Source organism: Streptomyces sp. NPDC003016, from assembly GCF_053591455.1.
In genome coordinates this window covers 44472-59373 of record NZ_JBSFTV010000005.1, presented here as the reverse complement: position 1 = coordinate 59373, position 14902 = coordinate 44472, and the positions used below count along the sequence as shown (strand labels likewise).

Below are 14902 nucleotides of genomic sequence, written 5' to 3'. Positions count from 1 at the left end.
TCAGGCGGTTTCCTTTTCCTCGGTACGCGCCGACGGGGCCTCGGCCGCCGACTGCTGCTGCTGTCCGCGCCGGCGCCGCACCGTCCGGAAGACGCCGCTGCCGACGGCGACGGTCGCGCCGACGCCGACGACGCCCGCGAGGCCGCCGGAGAGACGGCCGTCGCTGATGCTCTCGACGGTGTAGTCGGCGAGCGGGGAACCGGCGGCGTCGTGCTCCTCGACGTTCTTGTCGATGCCCTGGTCGGCGGCGACCTTCTCCAGTCCGTCCGGGCTGGCGGAGGCGTAGAACGACACGAACCCGGCGAGGACGAACGCGGCGGCCAGCCCGGCGCCCCAGACCTTGCGGGTGGAGCGGGCGGCGGCGGGGCCGGGTGCCTCGGCGGGAGCGGGCGCCTCGGCCGGAGCCGCGTCCACCAGCTCGCCGCCCACCAGCAGCTTGAGCGGGGCGGCGAGCCCGCGCGCGCCGTGCACCAGGTCGGGGCGTACGGCGATGACGGCGCCCACGGTCAGCGCGGTGATCGCGGCCTCGCCGATGCCGATGAGGACGTGTACGCCGACCATCGCGGTCAGCACCTTGCCGATCGGCACGTCCGTCGTGCCGCCGACGGCGTAGATCAGCGTGAAGGCGGCGGCCGCGGCGGGCACGGACACCAGGGCGGCGACGAACGCGGAGGCGGTGACCGAGCGGCGCCCGCGCGGCAGGATCTTCACGAGGCCGCGGAAGAGCGCGTACGCGACGACGACCGTGACCACGCCCATGACGGTGATGTTCACCCCGAGCGCGGTGAGGCCGCCGTCCGCGAAGAGGATGCCCTGCATCAGCAGGACGACCGAGATGCAGAGCACTCCCGTGAACGGGCCGACCAGGATCGCGGCGAGCGCGCCGCCGAGCAGATGACCGCTGGTGCCGGCCGCGACCGGGAAGTTCAGCATCTGCACGGCGAAGACGAACGCGGCGACGAGTCCCGCGAGCGGGGCCGTCTTCTCGTCCAGTTCGCGGCGCGCTCCGCGCAGGCTGACGGCGACGGCGGCCACGGCTGCGACGCCCGCCACAGCCGAAACAGGTGTGTTGATGAATCCGTCGGGGACATGCATGGGGAGGCTCCGCTTCCTGCGGGGTGGTTAACCGTTCGATGATAGTGCCCTCCTGCAAAGAGGTCGCAAGAGCGAACGGGTCACAAGTGGAGCCTGGCGCGCACCGCAGAATATGGGATATTAAGGGACAAAAGCCGCAAATTTGAGGAGTAGCCCGATGCAGCCGGCAATCGAGGGCCACGCACGGGCCTGCCTCATCACCGATGGCCCCCAGCGTCACGCCGTCCCCGTCGCCCTCCGCTACGACCCGGAGAGGGACCCGCGCGCGGTGCGCCTGGTCTTCCCGCCGGACGTCTCGCCCGACGGCGCCGCCAACGAGTGGGTCTTCGACCGCGCCCTCCTGGAGGCGGGCCTGACCCGTCCGGCCGAGACCGAGGCCGGCGACGTCCGGGTCTGGCCGTGCGGCCGGGTACAGGCCGTGATGGAGCTGCGTTCGCCGCAGGGCACGGCGGTGATCCAGTTCGACAGGGCGCCGCTGCGCCGCTTCCTGGAGCGTACGCACGCGGTCGAGGAGCCCGTGGCCCCCGAAGCCGCCCGCTGAGAACCGGGAAACGGTGAGGTCCCCCTGGTCTTCCGGCCAGGGGGGCCGGGGGACCAGCAGGAGCAGCAGGACCAGCAGGACCAGCAGGACCAGCAGGACCAGGAGGACCAGGGGGATCTCACCCTCGCACCGGATCCCGTCCCCACGAGCCGGTGCGCGACCGGGGCCGCCCCTCCGCTCAAGAGGCGGCCCCGGAGCTTCCCAGCGCCTGGCGCCTAGGCGCGCACCAGCTCGCGCTCGCCCTCGGAGGCGTCGTCGCCCAGCTGCTTGCGCAGCTGTTCGCCCTCGACGTCCACGTTCGGCAGCGCCCTGTCGAGCCAGCGCGGCAGCCACCACGCCTTCTCACCGAGCAGCGCCAGCACGGCGGGCACGATGGCCATCCGTACGACGAAGGCGTCGAAGAAGACGGCGATCGCCAGCCCGAAGCCGATCATCTTGACCATCGACTCGCTCGATCCGATGAACCCGGCGAAGACGGCCATCATGATCACTGCGGCGGCGGTGACGACCCGCGCGCCGTGCCGGAAGCCGGTGACGACCGCCTGTCCCGGCCGCTCCCCGTGGACGTACGCCTCACGCATGCGCGTGACGAGGAAGACCTCGTAGTCCATGGCGAGGCCGAAGACGACACCCACCATGAAGATCGGCATCATCGACATCACGGGGCCGGTCTGCTCCACACCGATCACCTCCGCCAGCCAGCCCCACTGGAAGACCGCGACGACCGCGCCGAGCGCCGCCACCACGGACAGCAGGAACCCGAGCGCCGCCTTGAGCGGAACGAGGACCGAGCGGAACACCAGCATCAGCAGCAGGAACGCGAGGCCGACGACGAGCGCGAGGTACGGCAGCAGCGCGTCGTTCATCTTCTGCGAGAAGTCGATGTTCATGGCCGTGGCACCGGTCACCAGGACCTCGGCACCGGTGTCGGACGTGATGCCGGGACCCGCGTCGCGGATCGCGTGCACCAGCTCCTCGGTCTCCTCGGAGCTGGGCCGGTCCTTCGGGACGACGGTGACGACCGCCGTGTCGCCGGCCTTGTTCAGCGGTCCGGGCACGGTGGCGGCGACGCCGTCCAGGCCCTTCACGATGCCGGTGACCCGGCCGACCGCGTCCTGGGGCCGCTCGGCTCCCTCGACGTCGACCACGACCATCAGCGGCCCGTTGAAGCCGGGCCCGAACCCGTCCGAGAGGAGGTCGTACGCCTTGCGCTGCGTGGTGCTGACCGGCTGCGACCCGTCGTCGGGCAGCCCCATCTCCAGCGAGGCGGCGGGTACGGCGACCACACCGAGCCCGACCACGGCGGTGACCAGGACGGCGATCGGCCGGCGCAGTACGAGACGGGCCCAGCGCGTACCCATGTTGGGCTTGCCCGCCTCGGCGGCCTGTCCCTGCCCCTGTCCCTGTCGCTGTCCCTGTCGCTTCCGCGCCTTGCGCCCGAAGACCTTCCTGCCCGCGAACCCGAGCAGGGCGGGAACCAGCGTGAGCGCGACGAGAACGGCGATCACGACCGTGCCGGCCGCGGCGAAGCCCATCTTCGTCAGCATCGGGATGTCGACGACGGCGAGCCCCACGAGCGCGATCACCACGGTCAGCCCGGCGAACACGACGGCGGACCCGGCGGTTCCGACGGCCCGCCCGGCCGCGTCCTCCGGCTCACGCCCCTCGGCCAGCTCGGCCCGGTAGCGGGAGACGATGAACAGCGCGTAGTCAATGCCGACCGCGAGGCCGATCATCATCGCGAGCGTCGACGTCGTGGAGCCGAGATCGAGGACATTCGCGAGCGCGGTGATCGTGGAGACCCCGATGCCCACGCCGATGAGCGCGGTGAGCAGCGGCAGCCCGGCGGCCACCAGCGACCCGAAGGTCACCACCAGCACGATCGCGGCGACCGCGACGCCGATGATCTCGCCCGACCCGGTCTCGGGCACGGCCTGGAGCGCGTCACCGCCGATCTCGACGGCCAGCCCGGAGTCCCGGGCCTCGTCCCCGGCCTCGACGAGCGCCTGCCTGGCCTCCTCGGTCAGCTCCATCCCGCTGACCTTGTAGGAGACCTGGGTGTACGCCGTCGTACCGTCACGGCTCACGGCCTTGCCGGCGTACGGGTCGACGACCGAGGCGATCTGCTCGGCCCCGGCACCGGACCTGAGCCCCTCGACGACCTTCTCCACCTCGCTCCGGTGTCCGGCGTCGGTCATCCGCTCCCCTTCGGGAGCCTTGAACACCACGCGGGCGGTGGCACCGTCCGCGGCGGCGCCGGGGAAGCGCCGGTCGAGCAGGTCGAAGGCCTTCTGGGCCTCGGTCCCCGGTATGGAGAAGGAACTGGAGACGGCGGTGGAAGCGGAGGCGGCGCCGAGGCCGGCGAGCACCAGCAGGACTGTCCACGCGAGAGCGACGAAGGGGCGGCGGCGGAAGGCGAACCGGCCGAGTCTGTAAAGGAAAGTGGCCACGAGGGCGTACTCCCGGTCAGGTCGTTGGGACGAGCAGGGCAGGGGGAACCAGCCCGACGACGAGAGCGGTGCGCGTCAGGTGGGGCGTTTCTACGGGGACGGGCACCGGGTGGGGACCCCGCGGCGCCGCCGAGGTACTGCGGCCGTCAGGCGACACCCAGCGCGGGCAGCACCACGGCATCGACGTAGTCGGCGAGGAAGGCCCGGTCGGGCGACCGGTCCTCGATGAGCTCCCGGGCGACGAAGGCGCCCAGCATCATGTGCGGGACGTACCGCAGGGCGGGCGTCCCGGCGGGGATCTCGCCCCGGTCCACGGCCCGCCGCAGCAGGCCGTCGAGCCCGGTGAGCTCGGGGGCGACGAGCAGCTCCCGAAGCGCCTGGTGGAGATCGGGGTTCTGGTGCACGGCCTGGGCGAGACCCCGCATCAGCGCGGAGTCCCTCTCCAGCTGACAGTCGTCGGAGCGCTCCACCAGGGCGTGGAAGTCCCCGCGCAGCGTGCCGGTGTCGACGTCGGCGGTACTGACCGGCTTGCTGTGGCGCAGCGCCCTGGCGACCAGTTCCGGCTTGCTCCCCCACTGGCGGTAGAGGGTGGCCTTGCTGGACCGGGTGCGGGACGCGACGGCATCCATGGTCAGGGCGTCGTAGCCGACTTCGCGGAGCAGGTCGAGCACGGCTCCGTACAACTCACCCTCACGCTCGGCCGTGAGCCGTGTGCGCGCCATCCTCCACCCCTCTCCTGAACGAAACGGTTTCGTACACCACAACATACGCCCACACCTCATCGAAACGAAACCGTTTCGGTGGTGTTCTGCGCCACAAGTTGCCGCGCCCCCTCCGGGCGGAAAGCATTGGGGGGTGAGCGACGAACCCGGGTCCGTCGGCCCGCAAGAGACCGCACCCCCCGAGCCCCTGGGCACCACGGGCATCTCTCCGGCCGCTCCCGCGCGGGAGGCGCCGACCGCCGCCTCGCCCGACACGGTGGCGGAAGGGGACGTGCCGGGGCGCTCCCCGCGGGACGCCGGACGCGACCGCCCCGAACGCACCGGCGTACCCGGGCGTCCGGCGCCCGAGGAGACGCCCCGGCGCGGCACCGGCCCCGACGCCCCCGCGACACGACCGCCCCGAAGCGACGGCGCCCCCGCCGACGGCACCCACCCGTACCTGCGCTTCCCGCACCTGCACGGCGACCTCCTCTGTTTCACGGCGGAGGACGACCTCTGGCTGGCCGCGATCGCGCCCCCCGGAAAGCAGCCGGACCGGGCCTGGCGCCTCACCGTCGACCGCACCAAGGTCTCCCACCCCCGCTTCTCCCCCGACGGCCGCCACATCGCGTTCACGACCTGGCGCAGCCTCGACCCCGAGGTCCACCTCCTGCCCGTGGACGGCGGCCGGCCCGCCCGCAGGCTCAGTCACTGGGGCTCGCTCGACACCCGCGTCTGCGGCTGGGCACCCGGAACACCCGACAGCCCCCCGCACATCCTGGCCGTCGCCTCCCACGGCCAGCCCTTCTCGCACTTCTCCTGGGCCTACACCCTCCCCACCGACGGTGGCCCCGGCGCCCAGCTGCCCTGGGGCCCGGTCTCCGACATCGCGGTCGCGGACATCGACGGCGAGCGCCGCACGCTCCTGCTCACCGGCAAGCCCCCGCACGAACCCGCCGCCTGGAAGCGCTACCGGGGCGGCGCGACCGGCCGCCTGTGGCTGCACGGCGAGCGGCTGCTCCCCGACATCGGCGGCCACCTCAACTGCCCCATGTTCGTGAACGGACGCGTCGCGTTCCTCTCCGACCACGAGGGCGTGGGCAACCTCTACTCCTGCGCGTACGACGGCACCGACCTGCGCCGCCACACCGACCACGACGCGTTCTACGCACGCAACGCCTCCAGCGACGGCGCCCGCGTCGTCTACCAGTGCGCGGGCGACCTGTGGCTGGTGGACGACCTGTCCCCCGGCGCGACCCCGCGCCGCCTGGACGTCCGTCTCGGCGGCCCCCGCGCCGGCCGGCGCCCCCACCACGTCCCGGCCGCCAGCAACATCGACGGCCTGTCCGTCGACACGACCGGCCGCGCCAGCGCCGTCGTCGTCCGCGGCAGCCTGTACTGGCTCACCCACCGCGACGGCCCGGCCCGCACCATCACGGACACCCCGGGCGTACGGACCCGCCTGCCCGAGATGCTCGGTGGCGGCGGCAAGGTCGCGTACGTCACGGACGCCGAGGGCGAGGACGCCGTCGAGATCGCGTACCTGCCGCGCGCCAGCGGCGACCGCGCACCGCGCCGCCTCGCGTCCGGCCGGCTCGGGCGCGTACACGAACTGGTGTCGGATCCGGAGGGCGAGCGCATCGCGATCGCCTCGCACGACGGCCGGCTCCTCCTGGTCGACACCATGGAGGGCGCAGAGGGCGCAGAGGCCGCAAAGGCCGCAAAGGCCGCAAAGGCCGCAGAGGGCGCGGAGGACGCGGAGGACGCGGACGGCGAGGTCACCGAACTGGTCCGGTCCCTCAACGGCCCGGTCCGCGACCTCGCCTTCTCCCCCGACGGGGCCTGGCTGACCTGGTCGCACCCCGGCATCGGCCGCTCCCTGCGCCAGATCAGGATCGCCAAGATCGAGACCCGGCAGGTCGTCGACGTCACCGACGGCCGCTTCGAGGACGAGAACCCGGTCTTCACGAGCGACGGCCGCTACCTGGCCTTCCTCTCCTGGCGCGGCTTCGACCCGGTGTACGACGTCCACACCGGGGACCTCTCCTTCCCCCTGGGCTGCCGCCCCTACCTGGTCCCGCTCTCCTCCGCGACGCCGTCCCCCTTCGCGATGTCCGCGGAAGGCCGTCCGGCGGCCGGCGGGCTGGACCTGGCGGACGCCGGGGAGAGCGAGAGCGCCGACGGCACGACGGTCCTGGTGGAGGTCGAGGGCCTGCCGAACCGGGTGACGCCCTTCCCCGTGACCGCGTCCAAGTACTCGGGGCTGCACGCGGTCTCCGGCGGCGGCCTGGTGTGGCTGCGCTGGCCGATCTCGGGAGCGCTCGGCGAGACGTTCGCCAACCCGGCCGACGTGTCGGGCCGCCCCACCCTCGAACACTTCAACCTCACCAAGGCGCGCAAGACCGAGCTCGTGAACGACCTCGACTGGTTCGCGGTGAGCGGCGACGGATCGCGTCTGGTGGTCATGGACGAGGGCGAACTGCGCGCGGTCCCCGCCACCGAGTCCGGCGACAGCGACTCGACGGTCTACCTGGACATGCGCCGCATCATGCACCAGGCCGACCCGGGGGCGCAGTGGCGGCAGGCGTACGCGGAGGCGGGCCGCATCGTCCGGGCGTACTTCTGGGAACCGGGCATGTGCGGCATCGACTGGGACGCGGTCCTCGACCAGTACCGCCCCCTGCTGGAGCGGGTCGCCACCCCGGACGAGTTCGCGGACCTGCTCCGCGAGGTCCTGGGCGAGCTGGGCACCTCGCACGCGTACGTCGCCGCCGCGCGCCGCAACGAGGGGCCGCCGCACTACCAGCGCGCGGTGGGGCTGCTCGGCGCCAACTTCGTGTGCCGGGACGGCACCTGGCTGGTCCGGCGGATCCTCCCCGGCGAGTCGTCCGACTCCAAGGCGCGCTCGCCGCTGGCCGGTACGGGCATCCGGGAGGGCGCGGTCCTCACCCACGTGGACGGCCGGCCGGTGGATCCGGTGGCGGGCCCGTACCCCCTCCTCGCGGCGGCCGGGGGGACGACGGTCGAGCTGACGTTCCGGCCTGCGGAGGGGGAGGGCCCGGCCCGCAGGGTCGCGATCGTCCCCCTGGTCGACGAGCGCCCCCTCCGCTACCAGGACTGGGTGGCCAAACGCCGGGAAGTGGTACGGAAGTTGAGCGGCGGGAAGTGCGGCTACCTGCACATCCCCGACATGGGCGGCTCCGGCTGGGCCCAGTTCAACCGCGACCTGCGCAGGGAGGTCTCCCTCCCCGCCCTGATCGTCGACGTACGGGGCAACGCGGGCGGGAACATCAGCGAACTGGTGGTGGAGAAGCTCACCCGCACCATCGTCGGCTGGGACCTGACGCGCGACGCGCAACCGGTCTCGTACGCCTCCGACGCGCCCCGGGGCCCGGTGGTGGCCCTGGCCGACGAGGCGACGTCCTCGGACGGCGACATGATCACGGCGGCGTTCAAACTGCTGCGCCTGGGCCCGGTGGTGGGCCAGCGCACCTGGGGCGGGGTGGTGGGCATGACCGGCCGCCACACGCTGGGCGACGGCACGGTGATCACGGTGCCGATGAACGCGGCGTGGTTCGACGCGTACGGGTGGTCGGTGGAGAACCACGGCGTGGAGCCGGACATCGAAGCCCTGCGCACCCCCCTCGACTGGGCGGAGGGCCGCTACGCCCAACTGGACGACGCGGTCCGGGTGGCGCTGGACCTGCTGGCAGCGCGGCCGGCGTCGACCCCTCCGACGTACGCGAACGTCCCCGACAGGACCCGCCCTCCCCTCCCGCCGCGCGCGACACCGTGACAGCCGCGACACCGCGACACCGCGACACCGCGACACCGCGACACCGTGACAGCGCCGCGACAGCGACACCGTGCGGCCACGCGAAAGGGCGCACCCGGTGGTGACCGGGTGCGCCCTTCGTACGGTCATGCGGCGGGGGCGGAGCAACGGCGCGACAAGACGCGCCGCCTCAGCCGTCGCGCCGCGTCAAGACCGGAGCCGCTCCTGGCCCTCGTCCCGCTCATCAAGCATCTCCCGGTCCGTGTCCCGGTCACGGTCCGTGTCCCGGCCCCCGACCGTGTCCCGGTCCAGGTCCAGGTCCCGGCCCATGACCTGGCTCCGGCCCTCCCGGGCCCGCCGGACATGCTCCGACGCCTCGCCCTTCGTGCCGCGCGAACCCTGCTTGGCCTGCTTGGCCTGCTCGGCGAGCTCCTGCGCCTTGTCCTTGAACTGGTCTGCGATGCCCATGAAGTTCACTCCTAGAGGGGTGTGAGGGGAAGTGGGGCGTGTCGGCCCCCTTGGGCCTCGACCAGACTGACACGACCGGACATTCAGCGCATTTCGATCATCAATGCGGTGTACCCGACGTACGCTCCGTGCGCCGCACACCCTCCGCGCGCGCCTTCTCGTCCGCCTCGCCCCCCGCCCCCACGAGCCCCTTCCCCACCCCTGCCAGCCGAGGCCCGAACCGCTTCATCTCCCGCTGCCCCACGACCCCGATGAGCGTCGGCAGATACCCGCGCACGGACTGCATCCCCCGCAGCCACCACTGCGCGTACACGTGCGAGGAGCGCCGCTCGATCCCCGCGACGATCCGGTCGACCGCCGGGCCGAGCGGATACGTCCGGTTCGAGGGCCACGGCAGCCGCTGCCGCAACTCCCGCATCACGTCGTCCTCGTCCGCGCCCCGCACCATGTCCGTGTCGGTCCACGACAGGTACCCGACCCCGACCCGCACCCCCCGGTGACCGACCTCCGCGCGCAGCGAGTGCGCGAACGCCTCGACGCCCGACTTCGACGCGCAGTACGCCGTCATCATCGGCGCCGGCGTGATCGCGGCCAGCGACGCGATCTGGAGGAAGTACCCCCGGCTCTCCAGGAGCACCGGCAGGAACGCCCGCCCCGTCACCGCCCCGCCGATCAGGTTGACCTCGACGACCCGCCGCCAGGCGACCGGATCCGAGTCCGCGAACGGCCCCCCGGAAGCGACCCCCGCGTTGGCCACGACGATGTCGACCTTCCCGAACCGCTCCTTCACCTCCCGTGCGACCCGCGCCATCGCCTCGTGGTCGGTGACGTCGGCGTACCACCAGTCCGCGTCGGAGTGCAGCCGCCCCGCCACCTGCTTCAGCCCGTCCGGCTCCAGGCCGACCAGCGCCACCTTCGCGCCGCGCGCCGACAGCTTGCGGGCCAGCAGTTCGCCGACGCCCCGCGCCGCGCCCGTGACGACCGCGACCTGCCCCTCCAGGTTCCGCCTGCCGCTCATACGGTCTGCTCCTTCTCCTCGTCACGGACGGTGGGGGTGACGTACGTGGTCACCAGTTCGCGGAGTTTCGCCGTGACGGCCTCGGGCGCCTCCACCGGCGTCATGTGCCCGACGCCGGTCAGCTCGGTGAGCCCCAGCGAATGCGGCAGCGCGGCCACGATCTCGCGGGCGTGCACGGGCGGCGTCAGCCGGTCGGCGGTCCCCGCGATGACAGCGGTGGGCACGTCCAACTCCCTTATCCGCGCCACGAGATCGAGCTCGCCGAGCACGTGCGACCAGGCCACGCGCGCGGCCCGCGGACAGGCGTGCACGATACGGGCGCACTCCGCCACCCGCTCCGGCGAGGTCCCGGGCCCCATCGTCCCGTACTTGAGGAGCGCCTTCGACAGCGCCGTGACGGGCCCCAGCGGCGCACGCGCCCCCAGCACCGCGCGCGTCATCCGCGTCCGCAGCCGGCCGGGCCGCATCGGCAGTACGAGCGACTCGGCGACCAGCCGCGAACCACCCGTGCTGCACAGCAGAACGGCGGCCGCGTGCTCGCGGAACCCGGGCCGTCCGGCGGCGGCCATCATCGTCATGCCGCCCATGGAGTGCCCGGCCAGTACGGCCCGCTCGCCCGGCGCGAGGACGGTGGCGAGCACCGCTTCGAGGTCGTCGGCGAGGGCGTCCGTGCTGTAGCCGCCCGGCCCGACGGCGGGGGAACGCCCGTGTCCCCGCTGGTCGTAGACCACGACCCGGTACCCGCCGGCGCCGGCGAGTTCACGTATCTGCGCCGACCAGAAGAGCGTCGAGCAGGTCCAGCCGTGCGCCAGGACGAGTGCGGGGGCGCCGCCGGGCCCGTACACCTCGACGTGCAGCCGCGATCCGTCGGCGGAGACGGCGGTCAGTTCGCGCGAGGGGACGAGCGGCTCGCCGACGGCTCGCATCAGCCGGCTCACGCGACTGCCTCCGCGGCCCCGGTGCCGGCACCCGCGCCGGCGCTCGCACCCGCACCCGCACCCGCACCCGCACCCGCACCCGCACCCGCACCGGATTCGGCCGATGCCCGCGCCCGTAGCACCTCGTACTCCACCAGATTCACTTCCCTCGTCGCGCGCCGGAACTCGCTCGGCGTCCCCGGCCAGATGGTGGTGTTGCGGCCGTTCGCGTCCAGGTACCAGCTGTCGCAGCCGCCCGTGTTCCACACGGTCCGCTTCATCCGGTCCTGCACCCGCCGGTTCCACGCGTGCACGGCCGAAGGCCGCGCGCCCAGCGCCGCCCTGCCGCCCAGGTCCGCCAACTTCCGGAGGTAGTCGGCCAGGTAGTTCAGCTGCGACTCGATCATCAGGATCATCGAGCTGTTCCCGAGCCCGGTGTTCGGCCCGATGACCGTCATCCAGTTGGGGAACCCGGCCGCCGTCGCACCGCGCAGCGACTCCATCCCGTCCTTCCACGCCTCGGCGAGCGTGATGCCGTCCGCGCCCACCATCCGCTCGGCGATCGGCATGTCGGTGACGCGGAAGCCCGTACCGAAGACGATCGCGTCGACCTCGGCCTCCGTCCCGTCGGCCGCCACGACCGTGGACCCGCGCACCTCCTTCAGCCCCGAGGCGACGACGTCCACGTTCCGCTGCGCGAGCGCCGGATAGTACGAACTCGACAGCAGGATGCGCTTGCAGCCGATCCGGTACGACGGTGTCAGCTTGGCCCGCAGCGCCGGGTCCTTGATGGCCTTGGCCATGTTGGCCCTGGCGAGCGACTCGACAACGCCGAGCCGCTCGGGGTGCTTGGTGAACGCGGTGACCTGCAACTCCCTTATTCCGAAGAGCAGTCCGCGCCGCGCCTTCCCGGTGAACGGCAGCTGCCGGTGCAACCACCGCTCGGGCCCGGTGATCGCCCGGTCCATGCGCGGCATCACCCACGGCGGCGTCCGCTGGAAGAGCGTCAGCTTCGCGACGTCGGGCTGGATCGACGGCACGATCTGGATCGCGGAGGCGCCCGTCCCGATCATCGCCACGCGCTTGCCGCGCAGGTCGTAACCGTGGTCCCACCGCGCCGAGTGGAAGACCTTGCCGGGGAAGCCGTCGAGTCCCGGCACATCCGGAATCTTCGGGTCCGACAGCGGCCCGGTCGCGGACACCACCACGTCCGCGGTGATCGTCCCGCGCGCGGTCTCGATCTCCCAGCGCAGCTCGTCGCCGTCCCAGCGCGCCATTCTCACTTCGTGGTTCAGCCGGATGTGCGGCCGCAGCCCGAAGGTGTCGGTGACGTGCTCCAGGTACGCCCTGATGTGCTCCTGCCCCGAGAACGTGCGTGGCCAGTCCGGGTTGGGCGCGAAGGAGAACGAGTACAGGTGGGAGGGCACGTCGCACGCACAGCCCGGATAGCTGTTGTCCCGCCAGGTGCCGCCCACCGCGCCGGCGCGCTCCAGGACGACGAAGTCGGTGATCCCCTCGCGGCGCAGCCGGACCGCGGCGCCCAGGCCGCCGAATCCGGATCCGATCACCGCCACTCGTACGTGCTCGTGCTCGGCCATGCCGACGCCTCCCGCGGTCTCACGACTCTGCCAGCAATCACTGGCACGATTCGGAGAGTAGAGCAGCCGCGTACTCATGGGTAGGGGTCGGACGCGGGAAAGTTACCGGGGGTACGACATAGGCTTCGCGCGTGGACAGAGCCGCAGGAGCCCGCGAGTACCGCATGGAGGAGCTGGCCGGGGAGGCCGGCATCACCGTGCGCACCCTGCGCTTCTACCGCGAGCGCAAGCTGCTGCCGCCGCCGCGCCGCGAGGGCCGTATCGCCTGGTACGACGACCGCCACCTGGCCCGGCTGCGCACCATCGCCGCCCTGCTGGCGCGCGGCCACACCCTGAACGGCATCGCGGACCTCACCACCGCCTTCGAGAGCGGCCGCGACGTCGGCGAACTCTTCGGCCGCGGCGAGGACGCCGCCCCCACCACCTGGACCGAGGAGACCCCGGTCCGGCTCTCCCCCGAGGACCTCGCCGACCACTTCGCGGGCGAGGTCACCCCGGAGAACCTGGCCGCGGCGCTCGACCTCGGCTATCTCGCCGTCGACGGCGAGGAGATCGTGCACATCAGCCGCCGCCTGCTGGACGTGTCGGCGGCCCTGGTGCGCGAAGGCGTACCGCTGGCCGCCGTGCTCCGGGCGGGCAAGGAGGTGCGGGAGCACGCGACGGCGATGGCGGAGATCTTCACGGCCATGGTCCGCTCCCACCTGAGCGACGACGCGCCGGGGGACGGCGCACCGGGCGGCGACGCGCCGGGGAGCGGTCTCCCCGCGTCCCTGGAACGCCTGCGCCCGCTCGCCAAGAGCGTGGTCGAGGCGGAACTCTCGATGGCCCTGGACCGCCTGATCAGGGCCGAGAAAGACCTCTGAACCGGCCGGTCCGAGCAGTGCGGCCGACCCGGCCGGTCCGGCCGGTCCGCGGCTCACCGCTCGAAGACCGCCGTCACCGGCGCGTGGTCCGACCAGCGCAGGTCGTAGCTCGGCGCCCGCTCGACGTACGCCTTGACCGCCCGCCCGGCCAGCCCCGGCGTCGCCACCGCGTAGTCGATGCGCCATCCCGAGTCGTTGTCGAAAGCCTTCCCGCGGTAGGACCACCACGTGTACGGGCCCTCCTGGTCGGGGTGCAGCGCGCGCACCACGTCGACGTACGCAGCCTCGTCGAACACCCGCGACAGCCAGGCCCGCTCCTCCGGCAGGAACCCGGAGGACTTCCGGTTCGCCTTCCAGTTCTTGAGGTCGGCCTCCTGGTGGGCGATGTTCCAGTCGCCGCACACCAGCACCTCGCGCCCGTCCGCCGCCGCGCGCTCCTTCAGTCCCTTCAGGTACGGCAGGAACTCGTCCATGAACCGCGCCTTCTCGTCCTGCCGCTCCGTGCCGACCTCACCGGAGGGCAGATACAGACTGGCCACCGTGACACCGGGCAGGTCCGCCTCGACGTACCGCCCGCTCCCGTCGAACTCGGTGCTGCCGAAGCCGACCCGCACCCGCTCCGGCTCCCGCCGCGTGTAGAGCGAGACGCCCGCCCGCCCCTTCGCGGCGGCCGGGGCGTGCACGGCGTGCCACCCCTCGGGCTCGCGCACCTCGTCCGGGAGCTGCTGCGGTTCGGCCCGCACCTCCTGGAGGCAGATCACATCGGCGGAGGTCCCGGCCAGCCACGGCACGAAGCCCTTCTTGGCGGCGGCGCGCAGGCCGTTTACATTCACGGAGGTCACAGTGAGCACCCCGGCACAATACAGAGATGGCGAATCCCCCGACACCGAAGCCGCATAGAAGTACGATACCCCGCATGAATATACAGACACGCCCGTACGACCACCCCGACGCCGTCAAGCTCGAAGCCGAGGTGCAGCAGGAGTACATCGAGCGCTACGACGGCGAGGGCGACACCACCCCCCTCGACCCCACCATGTTCGAGCCGCCGCGCGGCCTCTACCTCCTCGTGTACGACGACCGGGACCGCCCCGTCGCCAGCGGCGGCTGGCGCGCCCAGGACGAGAACGGCGAGGGCTACGCGGACGGCGACGCCGAACTCAAGCGCATGTACGTGATCCCCGACTGCCGCGGCCTCGGTCTGGCCCGCCGCATCCTCGCCGCCCTGGAGGACGATGCCCGTGCGGCCGGCCGCACGCGGATGGTCCTGGAGACCGGCACGGCGCAGCCGGAGGCCATCGCGCTCTACACGTCCAGCGGTTACGCCCCGACCGAGAAGTTCGGCCACTTCCGCGACTACCCGGACAGCCGCTGCTTCGCCAAGCTCCTGACGCCGTGACCGTGTTGACGCCGTGACGCCCGGGCGGACACGGTGGAATGCCACCGCGCCCGAGAACGTCCCACGGGCACGTACCC

12 protein-coding genes are annotated in these 14902 nt (G+C 72.6%); 4 read left to right on the top strand and 8 right to left on the bottom strand.

Annotation, left to right across the window (positions count from 1 at the left end; translation table 11 throughout):
- The gene (locus ACWDZ4_RS05590; RefSeq protein ID WP_451507153.1) at positions 1-1095 is read right to left on the bottom strand and encodes an energy-coupling factor ABC transporter permease; all 1095 of its coding nucleotides are present in this window, start codon (positions 1093-1095) and stop codon (positions 1-3) included.
- A gap of 157 nt (positions 1096-1252) precedes the next feature.
- Between ACWDZ4_RS05590 and ACWDZ4_RS05585 the strand changes: the two genes are divergently transcribed.
- A complete protein-coding gene (locus ACWDZ4_RS05585) occupies positions 1253-1636 on the top strand; it encodes an SsgA family sporulation/cell division regulator (RefSeq protein WP_344496779.1) in 384 nt (127 codons plus the stop codon).
- Positions 1637-1851: 215 nt separating this feature from the next.
- Here the strand turns inward: ACWDZ4_RS05585 and ACWDZ4_RS05580 are convergent, their stop codons facing one another.
- Positions 1852-4086 (bottom strand): MMPL family transporter, encoded by a 2235-nt coding sequence (locus ACWDZ4_RS05580; RefSeq protein ID WP_451507152.1) that lies wholly within the window; start codon positions 4084-4086, stop codon positions 1852-1854.
- Between the two features lie 146 nt (positions 4087-4232).
- The gene (locus tag ACWDZ4_RS05575; RefSeq protein WP_451507151.1) at positions 4233-4808 is read right to left on the bottom strand and encodes a TetR/AcrR family transcriptional regulator; all 576 of its coding nucleotides are present in this window, start codon (positions 4806-4808) and stop codon (positions 4233-4235) included.
- 439 nt (positions 4809-5247) lie between these two features.
- On the opposite strand from ACWDZ4_RS05575, the gene ACWDZ4_RS05570 reads away from it, so the two are divergent.
- Positions 5248-8583, top strand: a complete 3336-nt coding sequence (locus tag ACWDZ4_RS05570) for a S41 family peptidase (protein ID WP_451507299.1) — start codon at positions 5248-5250, stop codon at positions 8581-8583.
- A 186-nt stretch (positions 8584-8769) separates the two neighbouring features.
- Here ACWDZ4_RS05570 and ACWDZ4_RS05565 read toward each other — a convergent pair whose 3' ends face one another.
- From ACWDZ4_RS05565 to ACWDZ4_RS05550, 4 genes are all read right to left on the bottom strand, one after another.
- A complete protein-coding gene (locus ACWDZ4_RS05565; protein ID WP_451507150.1) occupies positions 8770-9030 on the bottom strand; it encodes a hypothetical protein in 261 nt (86 codons plus the stop codon).
- 100 nt (positions 9031-9130) lie between these two features.
- Positions 9131-10048, bottom strand: coding sequence for an SDR family oxidoreductase (locus ACWDZ4_RS05560; protein WP_451507149.1), 918 nt, complete (start codon positions 10046-10048; stop codon positions 9131-9133).
- A complete protein-coding gene (locus ACWDZ4_RS05555; protein WP_451507148.1) occupies positions 10045-10986 on the bottom strand; it encodes an alpha/beta fold hydrolase in 942 nt (313 codons plus the stop codon). Before ACWDZ4_RS05555 ends, ACWDZ4_RS05560 begins: the two co-directional genes overlap by 4 nt.
- Positions 10983-12563, bottom strand: a complete 1581-nt coding sequence (locus ACWDZ4_RS05550) for a flavin-containing monooxygenase (protein ID WP_451507147.1) — start codon at positions 12561-12563, stop codon at positions 10983-10985. The genes ACWDZ4_RS05555 and ACWDZ4_RS05550 overlap by 4 nt, the downstream gene beginning before the upstream one ends.
- A 164-nt stretch (positions 12564-12727) precedes the next feature.
- Here ACWDZ4_RS05550 and ACWDZ4_RS05545 point away from each other — a divergent pair, with 164 nt between their 5' ends.
- Positions 12728-13426, top strand: a complete 699-nt coding sequence (locus ACWDZ4_RS05545; RefSeq protein WP_451507298.1) for a MerR family transcriptional regulator — start codon at positions 12728-12730, stop codon at positions 13424-13426.
- Between the two features lie 53 nt (positions 13427-13479).
- On the opposite strand, the gene ACWDZ4_RS05540 is transcribed toward ACWDZ4_RS05545, so the two are convergent.
- The gene (locus ACWDZ4_RS05540; RefSeq protein ID WP_451507146.1) at positions 13480-14277 is read right to left on the bottom strand and encodes an exodeoxyribonuclease III; all 798 of its coding nucleotides are present in this window, start codon (positions 14275-14277) and stop codon (positions 13480-13482) included.
- A gap of 65 nt (positions 14278-14342) precedes the next feature.
- Between ACWDZ4_RS05540 and ACWDZ4_RS05535 the strand changes: the two genes are divergently transcribed.
- On the top strand, positions 14343-14825 hold the full coding sequence (locus tag ACWDZ4_RS05535; RefSeq protein WP_451507145.1) for a GNAT family N-acetyltransferase: 483 nt from the start codon (positions 14343-14345) through the stop codon (positions 14823-14825).
- Positions 14826-14902: the final 77 nt, after the last annotated feature.

Coding starts and splice junctions, on each gene's coding strand:
- ACWDZ4_RS05535 (WP_451507145.1), top strand. CDS start 14,343: ATGAATATACAGACACGCCCGTACGACCACCCCGACGCCGTCAAGCTC.
- ACWDZ4_RS05550 (WP_451507147.1), bottom strand. CDS start 12,563: ATGGCCGAGCACGAGCACGTACGAGTGGCGGTGATCGGATCCGGATTC.
- ACWDZ4_RS05575 (WP_451507151.1), bottom strand. CDS start 4,808: ATGGCGCGCACACGGCTCACGGCCGAGCGTGAGGGTGAGTTGTACGGA.
- ACWDZ4_RS05560 (WP_451507149.1), bottom strand. CDS start 10,048: ATGAGCGGCAGGCGGAACCTGGAGGGGCAGGTCGCGGTCGTCACGGGC.
- ACWDZ4_RS05585 (WP_344496779.1), top strand. CDS start 1,253: ATGCAGCCGGCAATCGAGGGCCACGCACGGGCCTGCCTCATCACCGAT.
- ACWDZ4_RS05565 (WP_451507150.1), bottom strand. CDS start 9,030: ATGGGCATCGCAGACCAGTTCAAGGACAAGGCGCAGGAGCTCGCCGAG.
- ACWDZ4_RS05590 (WP_451507153.1), bottom strand. CDS start 1,095: ATGCATGTCCCCGACGGATTCATCAACACACCTGTTTCGGCTGTGGCG.
- ACWDZ4_RS05545 (WP_451507298.1), top strand. CDS start 12,728: ATGGAGGAGCTGGCCGGGGAGGCCGGCATCACCGTGCGCACCCTGCGC.